The following is a 16285-nucleotide window of genomic DNA, read 5'->3' as shown; positions in this document are numbered from 1 at the left end:
GTTGTGATGAGGAGAGAGGGACCATGCAAACCCTGAAAATCGGCGCCGCCGTCACGGTACTCGCCGTGGAACTGTTCGCCGCGCTCGCGTTGCTCGCCGTCGTGATGACATAGTGCATCGCCGCCCGGACCACCGCCGCACGTCAGTTGAGAATCGAACCAGAACGTCCACGCGGCTTCGAGAGGACGCTCGTCCGGCGACCCCGGTCGCCGGACGAGCGACCCCGATTCGTCCCGTACCGCTTCCTGCGTAGCTTCGCCGTCGACTCGGCGAGTCGTTTCGGATGCCCCGAGACACATATCGACGCATACCACCGCAGACGGCTCTCGCGGGTACGAAAGCGGCTGAGGGGAGTAAGCCCCCTTCTGTTCGTCCGAGTATTCGGCTGAGCGTCCGCGTCTGCGTTCGGGCTACCAGTACGACGCGGACTTGCACCGGCGAGGATTCGCCGTTCCATCCGTCCTCTTCCGTCTACGCTCGACGGCTGGCGCCGTCTCGGCGTAACGTGGCGACGTTGTCGCCACGCGCCCTCCGTGGGTTAGCTCCCCGTTCCTTTACTCGGCTCTCGCCTTCGTTCGGTCGGGGTTCGCGCACCTCATCGGTCGGGAAGAGCGGTCTCGTTTCTGTTCCAGAGCCAGCGGTCTCCCGCTCCGGGCTTGCGCCCGGTCGCCCGCCCGAACGGTGGGGGGACTTTCCTCACGTGGACGCCGGCGTCGCCGGCGTCGTGTGCGCGAGTCGCCTCGCGCGCCGCGGGAACTCGGCTCCCTCTGCCGGGCGAGTGTAGCGTCCGGCCGCGTTTAAGCCGTTCGGTGGGCCGGCCGGGCGAGGCGTCGAAAGCATTCGACGCCTCGCCACCTGCCTCTCGACTTCGTCGGTCCGGCAGGCGGAGATCGAGCGCGTCGAAGCACCGTCGCGGACCGTTCCGCTCTACATTCTGACCGTTTCGACCCTCGAACTCTGTTTCGGTACGTGCGACATCGTCGATAGTCGAACGAGTCGAAAATCCCCACTGACAGCGAGAATAAATTATTTATTTTCAATAATTTAGATTCACCAATAACGGTCACGCGCCCGAATAACGCCGCGTTACTGCGCGGAAACTGCTCGATTCGTCGTGGTAAGGTGCCCCACGTGTCGAGTAGTGATACCTTACGAAATTTAGTATTGAAGGGAAGACTTGAAGATACTTGCGGCCATACAAAGTTCTGTATGGCACAGGCCCAGGCAGTAACTCTCTCCTACGAGGATGGCACGCGCGCTGTCGAACTCGCTCGAGAATCCGTCGAATCTTACGTACTCAACGGCCAGCGGGAACAGCCCGGAAGCATGCGCGAAGCGTTCTACAACCGCACCGGCGTGTTCGTCCGGCTCACGTCGACGCGAGGCCGAGGACAGCTTCGTGGCTGCGACGGCGCCTACGAGGGGACCGACCAGCTCGGCCACCTCATCGTCGACTCCGCCATCAGCGCGGCGAGCGACAGTTCCTGTGGCTCGGAAATCGAAGCTCCCGAACTCCCCAACCTCCGGATCTCGGTCTGCATCGTCCGCGACACGCTGCTGTCCGACGACCCCGTCGAGGACCTCGAACTCGGTCGCCACGGCGTCGCCATCGAGGGACGCGGCGAGCAGGCGTGGATGTACCCGACGCTCCCCATCGCGAACGACTGGAGCGTCTTCGAGTACCTCGACCGCACCTGCCGGAAGGCCGGCCTCCCCCGCGGCGCGTGGGAGGACGACGACGTGATGGTGACGCTGTTCGACGGGCAGGTCTTCCGCGAGCGCGAACCCGAAGGCGGCATCGAAGAGATCTAGTTCTGGCGGAAGCCGACGACGTCTGCATCTTTACTCGCACGCTCCGCAGCCTCGTCTACGTCGAACGTCCGAACGACTTCGCCGTCTCGAATCAGCGGTTCCAACAGCGGTTCGCCGTCGGCCGGACCCTCGCGGTCGGCCAGCGCGATTTCGTGGCCGCCGTCGGGGGTCCGGTAGGCCTGTTTCTTCCCCGAGAGCTTCCCCCGCTTCGAGGCGAGTTCGCCGTCGATCTCCACGATGTCGAGCGCGAAGTCCAGCGGGTCGGCGTTGCTGACGTAGCCGCCGACACCGAAGCCGTCGGCCACGTCGCGGAGTTCTCGGAGGTCCTCAGGACCGAGGCCGCCGCTGACGAATATCTCGACGTCGTCGTACCCCCGCGCGTCGAGCTCCCAACGGACCTCCCGGATGATGTGGCAGAAGTCCCCGCGCCGCGAACTGGTGGTGTCGATGCGCACGCCGTCGAGCGCGTCGCCGAGCGCCTCGGCCGCCCGGACGCTCTCCTCTTTCTCGTCGTCGTAGGTGTCGCAGATGGCGATGCGGGGCACGTCGGGGTCGACCGCTTCGTCGAAGGCGGTCCAGGCGGTCTCCTGGTCGCCGAACGCGAGGACCAGCGCGTGGGGCATCGTCCCGCTGGCCTCCCGGCCGAGAATCTCTCCGGCCGCGACGTGCGAGAAGCCGTCGAGGCCGCCCAGTAGCGCGCCGCGCTCGACGACGGCCGCGAGGGCGGGGTGGACGTGGCGCGCCCCGAAACTGAGCACCGACGAGTCGGGCGCGGCCCGCCGGACTTCCAGCGCCGCGGTGGCGATGCCGGTGGCGTGCGAGAGAAATCCGAGTAGCGAGGTTTCGTACCGGGCGAACTCCAGATACTTCCCCTCGATTCGCATCACCGGGCCGCCGTCGAACAGGCGGCCCTCGGCCATCGCGTCGACGTCGACGTCGAGTCCTTCGAGCAGGTGGGCGGCGTCCTTCACGCCCGCCAGCAGGTCGAACTCGCCGGTCGGGAACTGGTCGGCGGTGACCTCCGCGACGACGTGCGGGTTTCGGTCGGCCGCCCGCAGAGTTTCCTCGGTCCGCAGGAAGTACGCGTCGGTCGCCGTCCCGTCGCGGATGGCCTCCTCGGACACCATGTCGAACCGGTCGGTCACGCCGACCGCCTCCGAAGGGGTAACATGTCCGGGGCTACCGCGGCCGGAGCGAAAAAGGTCCCGCTACGGTTTCGGGCGGGTCGTCGGCGACGCTCGGAGGAAGGTTTACCGGAGAGACGGACGAACGCGGACGTGACCGCCGGGGCGCGCACGCCCGGCGACCGAAACCCATGAGCGCCGACGACCGCCCCGCCGCCGAGTATCGCATCACCGACTTCGCGGTGACGTCGACCACCGAACGCCCGGACGCGAAGTACGTCCTGGATACGGCCGGGTACGCCACGACCGAGGCGGTCGAGCGTCGGCGGCGGACGGGCGAGGACCCCACCGTCGTCGAAATCGGCGAAATCGAGGACGACGACGTCCGGGAGGTCGTGAAGGCGGCCGTCCGGACCGGGGAGTGGCGTTCGAACGGGTTCCCCGACGGACTGGCCCAAACCGTCGCGACGACGGACTACTTCACCGGCGTCTCGAAGGGGGAGTACACCCACATCGGCCTGGCGCTGTACCGCGTTCCGCTCGACGGGCCGCCCGCCGTCGAGTTCGGAGCGCGGGTCGTCGACGACCGCATCACTGAAGCGAGTCCGAGCGTCGTCGAACTCGCGCTGACGAACGCGGGTTCCGACCACCAGACCGTGTTCTCCGGGGCCGGCGCCCCGTTCGGCGTGCTGGTCGCCGAGGGAGCCGACGGGAAGAAACTCTCCCTCCGGTTCGAGGACGAGCAAGACGGCGTGAGTTTCACCGAGGACGGCTGGTCTTCGCATCTGGCCGAAATGAGGACCGAGATTTCGCCGGGCGAGCGTCTCTCCCGTCGCTACCGGATTCACTCGGAGGAAGCGCCGAACTACCCCGAGAGCGCGTCCGTCCCGGGTCCCGGCGCGTATCGGGTCGCCGACCGGGTGGCGTACTCGCACCACCCGAACGCGCCGCACTCGACGCTCCGCTTCGAGTTGGAGTTCGTGCTCGACTCGGCGTGACTCGCGAGGAATCGAGAGGAGGAGAAACGTGGCCGTCGATTACCGCTTGGGCGCCGCACCCTTCCGAATCTTCGAGAGGCCCGCGACGCGCGGGGCGTTCACGACGACGACGGTCTTGCCCGTCTGCTTGACGTAGAAGGCGTCGGCGTACTCCCGGCCCTGCGGGATGCGCCAGGTGTTCGCGCGGCCGTCGACCTTCGTGGCGTTGCGGTACCGGAGCATCTTCCGGTAGCCCGTCGCGAACTCGCGGGCGTCCTTCCGGGTGTCCCACTTGGTCTTCCAGACGTAGCCCGTCTCGTTCTGCTTGGCGTTGTCGTTGACGTAGACCGCGAGTTTGTCGCCGTCCCAGCCATCGGAGTAGCTACTGTTGTAGTTCAGCGGGTTGAAGTTCGCCAGCTTCCCCGTCGACTGGTTGATGTTGAAGAACTGCCGAGCGGGGATGAGTTGGGTCTTGCCCTGGGTTTCGTAGTAGGGGTACATGAACATCGAGAAGATGCCCGCCTCGCCGACGCTCCCGTAGTTCGGGCGACCCTTCAACTGCAGGCGCTTCCAGTTGCCGCTGTTGCGGTTCTGGACGCTGAACTCCGCGGGGGCGTCCTCGCCGTACTTCTTCGGGTGGATGATCTGCTCGGTGCTGGCCGGCGAGTTCTGGTAGAGTTCGTTGACCGCCTTCCAATCGCCCTGACGGCGGACGCTGCGGACGAACGCCGGGCCGTCGCTGTAGGGCTGGTACTTCAGCAGGTAGACGCCCATGTTGGCCAGCCGACCGCTCGACCCCGAAGAGCGAGTCGGAATCGAGCAGCTGCCGTTCCACGCGCCCCGACACCGCTGGGAGTAGAGGTGCTGGACGAGGTTGGCGTCGCCCTCGATGAGGCCGTCCTTCGCGTTGTGGAGTTCGCGCGTCGTCTGGTTGAACGTGCTGAGATTGAAGTGCTGGTCCTGGAGGGCGTGGACGAGTTCGTGGCCGAGCGTCAGTTCGTCGAGGGTCGGCGTCGACGCGTTTTCCGCGTTCGAGATGACCACGATGGAGTTCTTCGAGGGGCTGTAGAAGCCGCCGACCGACGACCCGGAGTTGCTGTTCTGGACCGCCAGGGAGTCGGTCGACTCGTTGATCAGGAACAGCGCCTCGAACTTCGCGTTGTCGAACGTCCGACGCTTGGCCGGCGCGCTCTGGTTGCGCTGTTGCTTGGTGAACTCCTCGCGGGTCTGGATACGGACCGGGACCTTCGACTGGAACTCCAGGCCGCGGAGTTGCTCGACGCGGGCCATCGAGCGAGCGACCGACTTGTTGAGTTCGGTCGCGTTCAGACCGTCGTTCGGAGTGACCGCGATGGTTTCGTTGTACCAGTAGCCCTGCTCCCAGCCCAGCACGTCGGAGGAGGGGTCTTCGAGGGGCTGTGCGCCGGTCTGGTCCCCCGCCGTCGTCGGACTCGTTCCGGGAGCCTGCGAACAGCCCGCGACGACGAGCATGAGGGCGACCGCGATCGCGATGGTCGTGCGCATTCGTGTGACCGTCCAGTGGGACCGCTCCGACAAAAAGGCTCTCGAAAGGACGCCCGGAGTACGCGGAGCCTACTCCGAGAAGCGACCGCCTTCGCCCGGAGCGCGCGAGCGTTTCGCCGAGCGGCGAAACGCTTTCGCCGGGTGTGGCCGTAGCCCCGCTCATGAGCTTCGACCCTGACGCCACCGCGGTGGTCGTCGTGGACGTGCAGAACGGCTTCTGTCACCCGGACGGGAGCCTGTACGCGCCCGCCAGCGAAGAGGTGGTGGGCGACGTCACCGACGTCGTCTCGCGTGCACGCGAGGCCGGCGCGTCGGTAATCTACACCCGGGACGTCCACCCGCCCGAGCAGTTCGAGGGCAACCACTACTACGACGAGTTCGAGCGCTGGGGCGAGCACGTCGTCGAAGGCTCGTGGGAGGCCGAACTGGTCGCGGACCTGGACGTGCGCGAGGACGACCACGTCGTCGAGAAGTACACCTACGACGCCTTCTACCGGACGAATCTGGAGGCGTATCTGGACACCCACGGCATCGACGACCTGCTGCTGTGCGGGACGCTGGCGAACGTCTGCGTGCTCCACACCGCCGGCAGCGCTGGTCTCCGTGACTACCGGCCGGTCCTGGTCGAGGACGCGCTGGGCTACATCGAGGAGGACCACCACGAGTACGCCGTCGAGCACGCGGACTGGCTGTTCGGCGAGACGACGACGAAGGCCGAGATAGAGTTCTCGTAGCCCTCGCCGTCTGCGACTCACTCCTCCGACTCGTCGCCGACCGAGAGCATCGACTCCGCGCCGAACGTCTCGGACCGGAACCATCCGCCCGCAAACTCGACCTCGAATGAGGTACCGACCAGCGGGTCGCCCGCGCCGGGCGCGCCGGGGAGTTCGACCGTGGTCGCGAACGAGTAGTCGACCGTGTTGCCGGTCGGCGAGTCGAACGCGAGTCGCCAGCGGCGGGCGCGGTCGCCGCGGCCGGTTTCCAGGCCGAGCGAGGAGCGGGCCTCTCCGCGCTTCGCGGGGACGACGTCGGCGCTCCGGGACTCGACGGTCGCATCGGCCGCGCTCCAGTCGTGTTCGACGGTCAGTCCCGCGGTCTTCCAGTTCGTGCCGTACTGGTTCTCGCCGGGAATCAGGACGCACCGGGTGACCAGTCGAAACCGGTTCTCGCCGAGGTCGTAGACGGTCGCGTCCTGCCAGACGAGGCCCTCCGGGTGGTCGCCGCGCTCGGTGTGGTCGGCGGCGACGACCGGCGCGCCGTCCGGGCGGGGGACGGCGTCGCCGAGGTAGCGAGCGGGCGGGAGGGACGGGCGGGACGCGACGACCGCGGCGGTGCCGAGCGCGCCGGCCACGCCGACGCCCGCGGCCGCCCGGAGGAGACGGCGGCGTTCCATACGGTCGGCGGGCGGGGCGCGGAGTTAGTAGTGGCGGTTCGAGTCGCGTCGGAGGCTCACCGGGACGCGATTCCGACCTCGACCTCCTCGCCGACTTCGAACGCCGCGTCCGGACAGACCAGTTTCGCGCCGAACGCCTCGCGCTTCGAGCAGCACAGCGAGACGCCCGTTATCTCCCGTCCGTTCGCCAGCACGGTCACGTCGTCCCACGCGACGGTGCGGCCGTCGGCGAAGCCGACGCGCCGCCCCGCCAGCGACACCGGCCCGCCCGGCCAGTCGCCGAGGACGCCGCCGCCGTCGTAGTGGGGCAGGCCGCCGTCGAGGACGGCGCGCGCGCCGTTTTCGAGGGCCACGCCGTCTTCTGCGGTGGATTCGGCCGCGATTCCCGCGAATCGCTCGCCGGGCGCGGGGTGGGTCGGCGAGTCCAGAATCGCGTAGGTGTCGGCCGTCTCGACCACGGTGCCGGTGCCGTCCCAGGGGACGGGTTCGACCTCGACGGCGACTTCCACCGGGAGCGACCCCGAGGCGCGGAAGGGGTTCGCGTCGGGGTCGCGGAAGCCGAGGTGGAGGTGGTTGTCGACCCACGGCGCGAAGAAGCCCGACCGGACCATCTCGCCGAGCGAGTCGCCGACGGCGACTCGCTCGCCGGGTTCGACCGACGGGTCGACGTGGAGGATTCGCGCGAGGTAGTCGCCGGTGTCGACGACTATCAGGTGGTCGTGTTCGACCGCGTAGGGTTTCGGCGGCGCGCGCACGGACCTGGTGGCGACCACCTCTCCGGAGACGGGGCTGGGCGCGGCGGTTTCGCGCCGGGCCGAGTCGCGCCGCGACTCGGCCCGGCGCGGGTCGTCGGACGCCGAGCGAACCGCCGCCGCGAACTCGTCCGACTGGGGGTAGAGGTCTATCGCGCAGCCCTCGTCGTGGGCGTCGTAGGGTGAGTTGTACAGCGAGAACCGGGGGTAGCGCGCGAGGACCTCGGCGTCGAGGGCGACCATCGTCGCCACCTCGGAGACGGGAGGATTTAGGTACTCCGGATGGCTACCCCTCCTCATGCGCGTGTTCCGCGGGCGAGCGCCGACCATCGCGGCCGACCGGGAGGTCGTCGCCGCGATCCTCGACCGGACGGCCGAGACCGGCGCGGCCGGACTCAGAGTGTGGCGACCCCATCGACAGCTCGCGTTCGGTCGGCGGGACACCCGCGCCGACGACTACGACGTGGCCGAGCGGGTCGCCCGCTCCTGCGACTTCGAACCGGTCCAGCGGTCGGTCGGCGGCCGGGCGGTCGCCTACACCGGAACCACCGTGGCGTTCGCCCGGGCGACCCCGCTGGAGGACATGCGGGTGGGGATGGACGAGCGGTACGAGGATGTCACCCGGGCGGTCCAGCGAGCGCTCTGGCGACTCGGCGTACCGGCCACGCGGGGCGAACCCGACGAGAGCTTCTGCCCCGGCGACTACTCGCTCCAGCGGAACGGCAAGATCGTCGGGGTCGCCCAGCGAGTGCGAAAGAACGCCGCGCTGGTTTCGGGCGTGGTGGTCGTGGACGACCACGAGGAGATTCGAGGCGTCCTCGACCCGGTGTACGCCGCGCTCGACGTGCCCTTCGACCCCGACTCGGTCGGCAGCATCGCCAACGCGGGCGGTCGCGCCGACCCCGACCGAGTCGTCCGGACCGTCGAGGAACTGCTGGCGGGCGACCAGGAAACGGAAATCGTCGACCTCGAAGACGAACACGAGGCGGCCGCCGAGGACTGAGACGGGACCGTTTTCATCGCGACGCTCGACGCCACCACCAGCAGTAGCGCCCGGTGACACGAACCACGGAAACGCTCGGTGAACTTCCCGAAGGGTGGGACTGAAAGGGGCCGCTCGCTCGCGTTTACATGGTCGCCTCAGCGACCCCTATCTGGCGAGCGCCGATAGGCGCGAGCCGGATATGTCGGTGAGCGACCGCGAGCGGGCGGGGGCTTTCGAAGCGGTCACGAACTCGGTTATCACCATCGTATCATCGGAGACTCGGCGAGCAGACCACATCCGAACACGAAGAACCGAGACGCTTACCACGCCCGCCCGACCAGACACACCAAAATGCTCACCATCAGGAACGCGACGCTCGCCGACGGCCGCGAGGTCGACGTCCGCATCGACACCGACGCGGGCCGCATCGCCGCCGTCGGGTCGACGCTCACCGAGTCCGGCGACGTCGTCGACGCCGACGGAAGGCTACTGTTGCCCGGGATGATAGACGTCCACGTCCACTTCCGCGAACCCGGCTTCTCGCACAAGGAGACGTGGGAAACCGGGAGCAAGTCGGCGGCCGCGGGCGGCGTGACCGCCGTGGTCGACCAGCCGAACACCGACCCGGCGACCGTCGACGGCGAGAGCTTCGACCGGAAGGCCGAACTCGCCGCCGCGTCGTACGTCGACTACGGCATCAACGGCGGCGTGACCCCCGACTGGAAGCCCGACGAACTGTTCGACCGGCCGACGCTCGCGCTCGGCGAGGTGTTCCTCGCCGATTCGACCGGCGAGATGGGCATCGAAGGGGACCTGTTCGAGGAAGCCGTCGAAGCGGCGACCGACGAGTACCGGGTCGTCACCGTCCACGCCGAGGACGCCGACCTGTTCGACGAGGACGCCCTGGACCGTGACGGCGACGACTACGACGCCTGGAGCGCCTACCGGACCGCCGAGGCCGAGGCCGCGGCGGTCGAGCGCGCGGTCGAAATCGGCGACGAAGCGGGTGCCCGCCTCCACATCGCTCACACCAGCACGCCCGAGGGCGTCGACGCCGCGAAGGCCGGCGGCGCGACCTGCGAGGTGACGCCCCACCACCTCTTTCTCTCGCGGGAGGACTACGACGAACTCGGCACCTTCGGCCGGATGAACCCGCCGCTCCGGAGCGAGGCGCGACGCGAGGCGCTGTTCGAGCGCCTCGCCGACGGCACCGTGGACGTGGTGGCGACCGACCACGCACCCCATACCCGCGAGGAGAAGGACGCCGGCATCTGGGACGCCCCGAGCGGCGTCCCCGGGGTCGAGACGGCGCTCCCGCTGTTGCTCGAGCAGGCCCGGCAGGGCGCCCTCAGCTACGAGCGCGTCCGGGACGTCACCGCCGCCAACCCCGCCAAAGTCTTCGGGTTGACCCGGCGCGGGAAGGTCGAACAGGGGCTGATGGCCGACCTCGTGCTCGTGGACCCCGACGAGTCCCGGGAGATTCGCGGCGAGGACCTCCACTCGAAGTGTGGGTGGACCCCCTTCGAGGGTGCGCGAGGCGTGTTCCCCGAGTTGACGATGGTCCGCGGGAACGTCGTCTACCTGAGCGAGAAGTCGGACGTCGAGTTCGACGGCGTCGGCGGCGAGTTCGGCGACCCCGTCGGCGAGAACGTCCGCGGATAACCACGAGTCGCGGGACTCGACGCGGTGGGCGATACCGACGATTTTCGGGACGGTCTGCGGTGCGCAGTGTGCTCGCCCGACGGGCGAGCACACCGCCGTGACGTGACGATGGTGACCGCTACCGGCAGGTACTTCGATAGCGGTCGACAATCGCTTTCAGCAGCACCGGCAGGGGGAAATTTGTCTATGTAAACCTTGTCGGAAAACTACTGACCGCCTTGACCAATATATCTGGTCACCACACCAGTAACCAGCACAGATTCCCGAATTCCAATCCGTTCGTACAAATGTTGCCCGAACGGACGCGGTTATGCCGGAAGCGGCCATAGGGAGTATCGTCGGCGAAACACCGTCGGACCGCGCGCCAACGGCGCGCAACCGACGAGTCCCGAATCCGGGGCCGCTCCTGTTCCCGGATTCGCCGCCGCCGACCACCGCATCGCCAGCCAACCGACGGGTGCTCGTCCGTGATGACATCGCGGCGGGAACGTCCCATCCACTGCCAGCCACCTGCGCTCGCGGTACTTGCTCGGGCCGCGAGTCGTCTCGGACGTCTTCCCGCCGCTTTTCCCGTACTCCCGACGAACCGATTCGACGCGAGTTTTAACCGCGTTCGCGGCGACCCGGTACCCATGGTGGGGGTTCGACGCGACGCGGAGATACCGACCGACGGCGAGCGACTGCCCGGCGAACTGGTCGTCCCCGAGGGCGCGAGCGGACTGGTCGCATTCGCCCACGGCAGCGGGAGTTCTCGGCTCAGCCCGCGCAACAACTTCGTCGCCGAGCGGATTCGCGCCCGCGGCGTCGGGACGCTGCTGTTCGACCTGCTGACCGAGGCGGAGGACCGCGACTACGAGACGCGATTCGACGTCGACCTGCTGGTCGAGCGACTGCTCGCGGCGACCGAGTGGCTCCGCGAGCAGGAGGCGACCGCCGACCTGCGACTGGGCTACTTCGGGTCGAGCACCGGTGCGGCCGCCGCGCTCCGTGCGGCGGCCGTCCGCGGGGGTGGGGACAGTCCAGGCGACGCGGCCGAACGTGCCGGCGCGAGCGCCCCCGACGACGTCCACGCCGTGGTTTCCCGCGGCGGCCGGGTCGACCTCGCCCACGACGCGATTCCGGCCGTGACCGCGCCGACGCTGTTCCTCGTCGGGTCGAAGGACGAGGCGGTGCTGGCGCTCAATCGGCGCGAGTACGACCGGCTGACCTGCGAGAAGGAGTTGCAGGTGGTGGAGGGCGCCTCCCACCTCTTCGAGGAACCCGGAAAGCTGGAGATCGTCGCCGACGCGGCGGCCGAGTGGTTCGCCGAGCACCTGGCGGGCCGAGCGTAGGCGGCAGTCAGCAGACGACGCCGTAGTTGAGCGTTCCGTCCTCTTCGACTTCGACGAACCAGCCGGTACACTTCTCGGTCAGGTACTCCCGCATGGCGAATCGCTCGCCGGACGATTCGTCGTCGAGGCGGAAGTGGACCACGTAGTCGCCCCGGTCGCCCAGTACCGACGGTTCGAGGTGTTCGGACGGCGCGACCTGCGTGCCGTCCTCGCGGACGTACGAGGCGTCGAGTTGGACGCGCTTCCAGTAGACCACCGACTCGTTCTCGGTGACCACGACCTCGAGGGCGTGCGGTTCGGCGTGTTCGTTGTCGAGGTAGACGCCGTCGAACTGCGGCGGGCGCGACGGACCGTCGCGCCCGCCGAGGAGGCCGGAGCCGAATCCGGAACAACCGGCGAGCGCGACGAGGGCAACGAGGCAGATCGGGAGGAGGGCGCGGGCGTTCACGGCGTTCGGTGTCCGTCGGGTAAAAATAAAGGTAGCGTCACACGCCGCCCAGCGCCAGCGTCGCCAGCACCGACCCGACCATCCCGCCGACGCCGACGCCGGCGAGCAGGGTCATCGCCCGCCGGGAGTCGGCCTCCGACCAGTTCGAACTCACGTCGAGGTGCTCCTGGGCGTTCTCGATGCCGCGACCGGCGAACACCGACCCCGACCAGCCCAGCACCGCGAAGCCGAGAATCAGCGCGCCGACCGCGAACACGGTGTCGCTGGCGAACCGCACCGTCTCGCCCGCGGCGACGAATCCGCCGACCGCGAGCGCGCCCGCCGCGAAGCCGAGGCCGGCGGCGCGCCCGACGCGTCGGGCGCGCCGCCGCCAGTCGGGGCGTCCGTCGGCGGGCCGGTCGCCCGATTCCGTTCGTCGGTCGTCCATTCGTCGTCGTCAGTCGACCGTCTCGCGCATCCGCGGGTCGAGCGCGTCGCGCATCCCGTCGCCGAGCAGGTTGAACCCGAGGACCGTGACCGCGAGGAACAGGCCGGGGAAGAACGACCACCACCAGTCGCCCGTGAGCAGCCCCTGGGTCACGCCGTTCGAGAGCATCAGCCCCCACGAGGGCGTGCCGGCCTCCGCGCCGAAGCCGAGGAACGACAGCGCCGCGATGTCGATGATGGCCAGGCCGAAGTTGAGCGTCGACTGGACCGTGATGGGCGCCAGGCAGTTCGGCAAGACGTGGCGCACCAGCACCCGGGGGTCTTTCGCCCCGAGCGCCACGGTGGCGTCGATGTACTCGTCTTCGAGCACCTTCAGCGCCGCGCCGCGGACGACGCGGGCGAACCGCGGCGTGTACACCAGCGTCAGCGCGATGACGACCTTGAACAGGCCGGTGCCGAAGATGGCGACCAGCGCCAGCGCCAGCAGGAGACTCGGGAACGCCAGCAGCACGTCCATCGTCCGCATGATGACGTTGTCGGTGACGTCGCCGTAGTAGGCGGCCATGATGCCCAGCCCCACGCCGAGCACCGTCGAGGCGCCGACCGTGATGGTGCCGTACTTCACCGCGTACCACGCGCCGTAGAGGACGCGGCTGAAGATGTCCCGCGACTGGATGTCGGTGCCGAACGGGTAGGCCCACGTGCCGTAGTCGGTGACGACCGCGGTCTCTTTCACGCCGAGCCAACTCGGCGGCGCGAGGTTGGGGTTCGTGCCGATCTGGCTGGTCGTCACTGACGCGAGGTCGATGAACAGCCGGGCGTACAGCGCGATGGCGACTATCGCGCCGATGATGAGCAGGCCGGCGACGGCCAGGCGGTTCGAGAGCAGTTCAGAGAGGAACGGCGACGCCCGTAGCTGGGCGACGACGCCCCGAGATTCGACTTCTTCGCCGGTGGATTCGGTTTGCGTACTCATTGTTCGATCCGTGGGTCGAGGTAGGAGTAGGTGATGTCGACGCCGAGGTTGACGAGTGTGAACAGGAAGGCGAAGGTGAGCACCGTCCCCTGGACGATGGGGTAGTCGCCGACCTGGATGGCGCTCACGAGCAGGCTACCGATACCCGCGATGCCGAAGACGGTCTCGGTCAGGACCGCCCCGCCCAGCAGGGTGCCGAACTGGATGCCGATGACGGTCACGACCGGAATCATGGCGTTGCGGAAGCCGTGTTTCATCACGGTTATCTTCGAGCCCTGGCCCTTCGCGCGGGCGGTCCGCATGTAGTCCTGGCGGATGACCTCCAGCATCGACGACCGCATCATCCGCGAGATGAGCGCCATCGAGTAGATGCCGATGACCATCGACGGCAACAGCAGGTGGGCGGCCGCCGACTGGAACGCCGCGAAGTTCCCCTGTATCAGGGTGTCGAGGGTGATGATGCCCGTTATCGGCTGGATGTCGAACCGCGAGGCGATTCGGCCGCTGGCCGGCAACAGGTTGAGCACCTGCGCGAACAGCAGGATGACGAGCGGGCCGCTCCAGTAGATGGGAACGCTGATGCCCGTCAGCGCGCCGATTCGGGTGAGGTGGTCGCTCACCGAGTCCTGCTTAACTGCGCCGAGCAGCCCCAGCGGGATGCCGAACAGGATGCCGAGCAGTTGGCCGTAGATGGCCATCTCGAGCGTGACCGGGAGCTTGTACCGGAGCACCTCGGTGACCGGCGTGCCCTTCTGAATCTGGTAGGACCGACCGAAGTCCAACTGGACCGCCTCCACCAGGAACCGACCGTACTGGACCCATATCGGGTCGTTGAGGCCGAGTTCCGTCCGAATCTGTCGAACGAACTCCTCGGACGCCCGCTGGCCCGCGATGACCCGCGCGGGGTCGCCCGGCGCCAGGTGGAGGATGGCGAAGACGAACGTCGCCACCCCGAACAGCACCGGGATCAGCAGCAGGAGTCGTTTGATAACGAACCGCTTGGAAATCATTCACTCGGAGAGAAAACCGCGAACGTGAAAAAAGACTCGTTACCGCCGAGCCGTCGGTCGAACGTCGAAACGTCAACCGGCCGAAATCGACCGCTATTCGAGCGAGACGATGTTGAGGAACGGTCCGGAGATGGGCGCGATTTTGAAGCCCTTGACGTTGTTGCCGACCCCGCGGAGCACCTGCGTGTGGGTCATGAAGACCCACGGCGCTTCGTCGTGGGTGAGCTTACCGATCTTCTTGTACGTCTCCTTGCGCTTGGCCGAGTCGTAGGTGGACTGGCCCTGTCCGACGAGTTTCATGAACTCGGTGTTCGCCCAGTTGGCGCGGTTGCCGGAGTTCGCGCCCTCGGTGTCGAAGCTGACCCAGTCCTGGCCCTTGGGCACGTCGTCGACCGAGAGGTCGGGGTGGTCGAGCAGCGGCGAGTAGTAGTTGTCCGGGTCGGCGTTGTCCGAGATCCAGCCGAGGAAACACGCGTCGTGTTTACCCTGGGCGGTGTAGGTGAGGTGGGCGTCCCACTTCTGCTCCTTGATTGTCACGTCGATGCCGACCTCGCTGAGGTTGGACTTGACCGTCTGGGCGGTCTGCTTCGGGGAAGCGAAGTAGGGTCGCGGGTTCGTCATCGTCGCGAGTTCGAACGAGAAGCCGTCGCCGTAGCCGGCCTTCTCCAGCAGCGACTTGGCCTTCTCGGGGTCGTGCTCGTAGGGGCTGACGTTCTTGTTGTGACCCATGACCGTCGGCGGCACCGGCTGGCTGGCCTGGACGGCCTGCCCGCGGTAGATGTTCTCGACGATGCCCTTCGTGTCGATGGCGTGGTTGATGGCCTGGCGGACCTTCTTGTTCTGGAACTCCTTCACCCGGGGGAGGTTGAACGCCATGTAACCGATGGTCATGCCGGCGACCTTCTTCAGCGAGGCGTTGCTCGAACCCTTGACGACCGAGGCCGCCTGCGCGCCGATGCCGTCGATGATGTCGGCGCCGCCGGAGTCGAGCGTCTGGGCGCGGGTGGTGTTCTGGCTGACGGCCGTGAACACGACCTCGTCGACCTTCGGACCGTCGCCCCAGTAGTCGCCGTTGGCCGTGAGTCGGATGCGCTGGTTGCCCGTGTTCCAGTTGTCGAACTTGAACGGGCCGGTGCCGACGGGGTCGTCTCCGACCTTGGTCTCGCTCTCGATGAGCGACTTCGGCAGGACCGCGAGCGCGAACACCGCGAGGTTGGCGAGGAACGGCGCGTACTTCTTCTTGAGCGTGAACTTGAGCGTGTAGTCGCCGTCCTTCTTGACGTCCTTGACGGTTCCCAGTAGGTACGGACCGTAGATGGACTGGTTCTTCTTACCGACGAAGTGTTTGTAGTTCTCGTCGACGAACCGCCGGTAGGTGGCGATGAAGTCGTCGGCGGTGAACTCCTCGCCGTTGTGGAACTTCGCGCCCTGCCGGAGCGTGAGCGTCGCGGTCTTGCCCTTCAACTCGTACTTCTCGGCGAGTCCGGCGACGAGCGACGAACCGCCGGGCTTGAATCCGATGAGGCGGTCGTAAATCTGGTTCATCACCTTCGCGTCCTCGCCGGACGTCGTCGCCTGGGGGTCCAGGCTGCTCGAATCGGACCCGCGGGCGTACGTGAGAAGCTGTTTGCTCCCGTCGCCGGACGAGGTCGTTCCTTGGCCTTCGCCGTCGTTGCCGGTACAGCCAGCCAGCGCGGCGGCGGCGGTCGCGCCGCCGGCCGCCTTGAGGAAGCTACGCCGGTCGAGCCTGTCACTTGGCGCCATAGCCCACCATGCTCAGACATCGCATATAAGCGTGCCGAACGGCGGCGAAAGAAATATAAAACGTTCACTCACCATTGAGTATTCGTTCGCCGCGCCGAACG

General features: G+C 67.6%; 15 protein-coding genes and 1 other RNA gene. 6 read left to right on the top strand and 10 right to left on the bottom strand.

Annotated features, from left to right (window positions below; genetic code table 11):
• Nucleotides 1–342: 342 nt before the first annotated feature.
• An RNA gene (rnpB, locus tag NGM07_RS14015) (RNase P RNA component) lies at nt 343–772 on the bottom strand.
• A gap of 437 nt (nt 773–1209) precedes the next feature.
• Here rnpB and NGM07_RS14010 point away from each other — a divergent pair.
• A complete protein-coding gene (locus tag NGM07_RS14010; protein WP_253512654.1) occupies nt 1210–1812 on the top strand; it encodes a TIGR00296 family protein in 603 nt (200 codons plus the stop codon).
• Here NGM07_RS14010 and NGM07_RS14005 read toward each other — a convergent pair.
• Nucleotides 1809–2939, bottom strand: coding sequence for a nicotinate phosphoribosyltransferase (locus NGM07_RS14005; RefSeq protein ID WP_368410303.1), 1131 nt, complete (start codon nt 2937–2939; stop codon nt 1809–1811). The two genes, NGM07_RS14010 and NGM07_RS14005, sit on opposite strands and share 4 nt — an antisense overlap.
• A gap of 188 nt (nt 2940–3127) precedes the next feature.
• On the opposite strand from NGM07_RS14005, the gene NGM07_RS14000 reads away from it, so the two are divergent.
• Entirely contained in the window at nt 3128–3934 is an 807-nt protein-coding gene (locus tag NGM07_RS14000) for a hypothetical protein (RefSeq protein ID WP_253512650.1), read from the top strand.
• A 39-nt stretch (nt 3935–3973) separates the two neighbouring features.
• On the opposite strand, the gene NGM07_RS13995 is transcribed toward NGM07_RS14000, so the two are convergent.
• Nucleotides 3974–5437 (bottom strand): Hvo_1808 family surface protein, encoded by a 1464-nt coding sequence (locus tag NGM07_RS13995; RefSeq protein WP_253512648.1) that lies wholly within the window; start codon nt 5435–5437, stop codon nt 3974–3976.
• Nucleotides 5438–5598: 161 nt separating this feature from the next.
• On the opposite strand from NGM07_RS13995, the gene NGM07_RS13990 reads away from it, so the two are divergent.
• The gene (locus NGM07_RS13990; RefSeq protein WP_253512647.1) at nt 5599–6171 is read left to right on the top strand and encodes a cysteine hydrolase family protein; all 573 of its coding nucleotides are present in this window, start codon (nt 5599–5601) and stop codon (nt 6169–6171) included.
• 17 nt (nt 6172–6188) lie between these two features.
• On the opposite strand, the gene NGM07_RS13985 is transcribed toward NGM07_RS13990, so the two are convergent.
• Nucleotides 6189–6830 (bottom strand): hypothetical protein, encoded by a 642-nt coding sequence (locus NGM07_RS13985; protein WP_253512645.1) that lies wholly within the window; start codon nt 6828–6830, stop codon nt 6189–6191.
• Nucleotides 6831–6886: 56 nt separating this feature from the next.
• Nucleotides 6887–7825 carry a DUF8155 domain-containing protein gene (locus tag NGM07_RS13980; protein WP_253520211.1) on the bottom strand — a complete coding sequence of 313 codons (939 nt, stop codon included), beginning with the start codon at nt 7823–7825 and terminating at the stop codon, nt 6887–6889.
• 55 nt (nt 7826–7880) lie between these two features.
• Between NGM07_RS13980 and NGM07_RS13975 the strand changes: the two genes are divergently transcribed.
• From NGM07_RS13975 to NGM07_RS13965, 3 genes are all read left to right on the top strand, one after another.
• On the top strand, nt 7881–8585 hold the full coding sequence (locus NGM07_RS13975) for a lipoate--protein ligase family protein (RefSeq protein ID WP_253512642.1): 705 nt from the start codon (nt 7881–7883) through the stop codon (nt 8583–8585).
• Between the two features lie 333 nt (nt 8586–8918).
• Entirely contained in the window at nt 8919–10229 is a 1311-nt protein-coding gene (locus tag NGM07_RS13970) for a dihydroorotase (RefSeq protein WP_253512639.1), read from the top strand.
• Nucleotides 10230–10861: 632 nt separating this feature from the next.
• Nucleotides 10862–11560: a dienelactone hydrolase family protein gene (locus NGM07_RS13965; protein ID WP_253512636.1), complete on the top strand. Its 699-nt coding sequence runs from the start codon at nt 10862–10864 to the stop codon at nt 11558–11560.
• A gap of 7 nt (nt 11561–11567) precedes the next feature.
• Here the strand turns inward: NGM07_RS13965 and NGM07_RS13960 are convergent, their stop codons facing one another.
• The 5 genes from NGM07_RS13960 to NGM07_RS13940 form a co-directional block, all read right to left on the bottom strand.
• Nucleotides 11568–12008: a hypothetical protein gene (locus tag NGM07_RS13960; RefSeq protein ID WP_253512634.1), complete on the bottom strand. Its 441-nt coding sequence runs from the start codon at nt 12006–12008 to the stop codon at nt 11568–11570.
• Between the two features lie 37 nt (nt 12009–12045).
• Nucleotides 12046–12435 (bottom strand): DUF7268 family protein, encoded by a 390-nt coding sequence (locus tag NGM07_RS13955; RefSeq protein WP_253512632.1) that lies wholly within the window; start codon nt 12433–12435, stop codon nt 12046–12048.
• A 9-nt stretch (nt 12436–12444) separates the two neighbouring features.
• A complete protein-coding gene (locus NGM07_RS13950) occupies nt 12445–13410 on the bottom strand; it encodes an ABC transporter permease (RefSeq protein ID WP_253512631.1) in 966 nt (321 codons plus the stop codon).
• Nucleotides 13407–14420: an ABC transporter permease gene (locus NGM07_RS13945; RefSeq protein ID WP_253512629.1), complete on the bottom strand. Its 1014-nt coding sequence runs from the start codon at nt 14418–14420 to the stop codon at nt 13407–13409. Before NGM07_RS13945 ends, NGM07_RS13950 begins: the two co-directional genes overlap by 4 nt.
• Nucleotides 14421–14513: 93 nt before the next feature.
• Nucleotides 14514–16184 (bottom strand): ABC transporter substrate-binding protein, encoded by a 1671-nt coding sequence (locus NGM07_RS13940; RefSeq protein ID WP_253512628.1) that lies wholly within the window; start codon nt 16182–16184, stop codon nt 14514–14516.
• Between the last annotated feature and the right edge of the window lie 101 nt (nt 16185–16285).

The sequence above is a fragment of the Halorussus vallis genome (genome assembly GCF_024138165.1).
Classification (GTDB): Archaea; Halobacteriota; Halobacteria; order Halobacteriales; family Haladaptataceae; genus Halorussus; species Halorussus vallis.
Note: the sequence above shows the minus strand (reverse complement) of the source record. Positions and strands in the feature narration are given on the sequence as shown.

Excerpts from the sequence above, each read along its gene's own strand:
- NGM07_RS14010 (WP_253512654.1), top strand. The coding sequence starts at position 1,210 with ATGGCACAGGCCCAGGCAGTAACTCTCTCCTACGAGGATGGCACGCGC.
- NGM07_RS14005 (WP_368410303.1), bottom strand. The coding sequence starts at position 2,939 with ATGGTGTCCGAGGAGGCCATCCGCGACGGGACGGCGACCGACGCGTAC.
- NGM07_RS14000 (WP_253512650.1), top strand. The coding sequence starts at position 3,128 with ATGAGCGCCGACGACCGCCCCGCCGCCGAGTATCGCATCACCGACTTC.
- NGM07_RS13995 (WP_253512648.1), bottom strand. The coding sequence starts at position 5,437 with ATGCGCACGACCATCGCGATCGCGGTCGCCCTCATGCTCGTCGTCGCG.
- NGM07_RS13990 (WP_253512647.1), top strand. The coding sequence starts at position 5,599 with ATGAGCTTCGACCCTGACGCCACCGCGGTGGTCGTCGTGGACGTGCAG.
- NGM07_RS13985 (WP_253512645.1), bottom strand. The coding sequence starts at position 6,830 with ATGGAACGCCGCCGTCTCCTCCGGGCGGCCGCGGGCGTCGGCGTGGCC.
- NGM07_RS13980 (WP_253520211.1), bottom strand. The coding sequence starts at position 7,825 with ATGGTCGCCCTCGACGCCGAGGTCCTCGCGCGCTACCCCCGGTTCTCG.
- NGM07_RS13975 (WP_253512642.1), top strand. The coding sequence starts at position 7,881 with ATGCGCGTGTTCCGCGGGCGAGCGCCGACCATCGCGGCCGACCGGGAG.
- NGM07_RS13970 (WP_253512639.1), top strand. The coding sequence starts at position 8,919 with ATGCTCACCATCAGGAACGCGACGCTCGCCGACGGCCGCGAGGTCGAC.
- NGM07_RS13965 (WP_253512636.1), top strand. The coding sequence starts at position 10,862 with ATGGTGGGGGTTCGACGCGACGCGGAGATACCGACCGACGGCGAGCGA.
- NGM07_RS13955 (WP_253512632.1), bottom strand. The coding sequence starts at position 12,435 with ATGGACGACCGACGAACGGAATCGGGCGACCGGCCCGCCGACGGACGC.
- NGM07_RS13950 (WP_253512631.1), bottom strand. The coding sequence starts at position 13,410 with ATGAGTACGCAAACCGAATCCACCGGCGAAGAAGTCGAATCTCGGGGC.
- NGM07_RS13945 (WP_253512629.1), bottom strand. The coding sequence starts at position 14,420 with ATGATTTCCAAGCGGTTCGTTATCAAACGACTCCTGCTGCTGATCCCG.
- NGM07_RS13940 (WP_253512628.1), bottom strand. The coding sequence starts at position 16,184 with ATGGCGCCAAGTGACAGGCTCGACCGGCGTAGCTTCCTCAAGGCGGCC.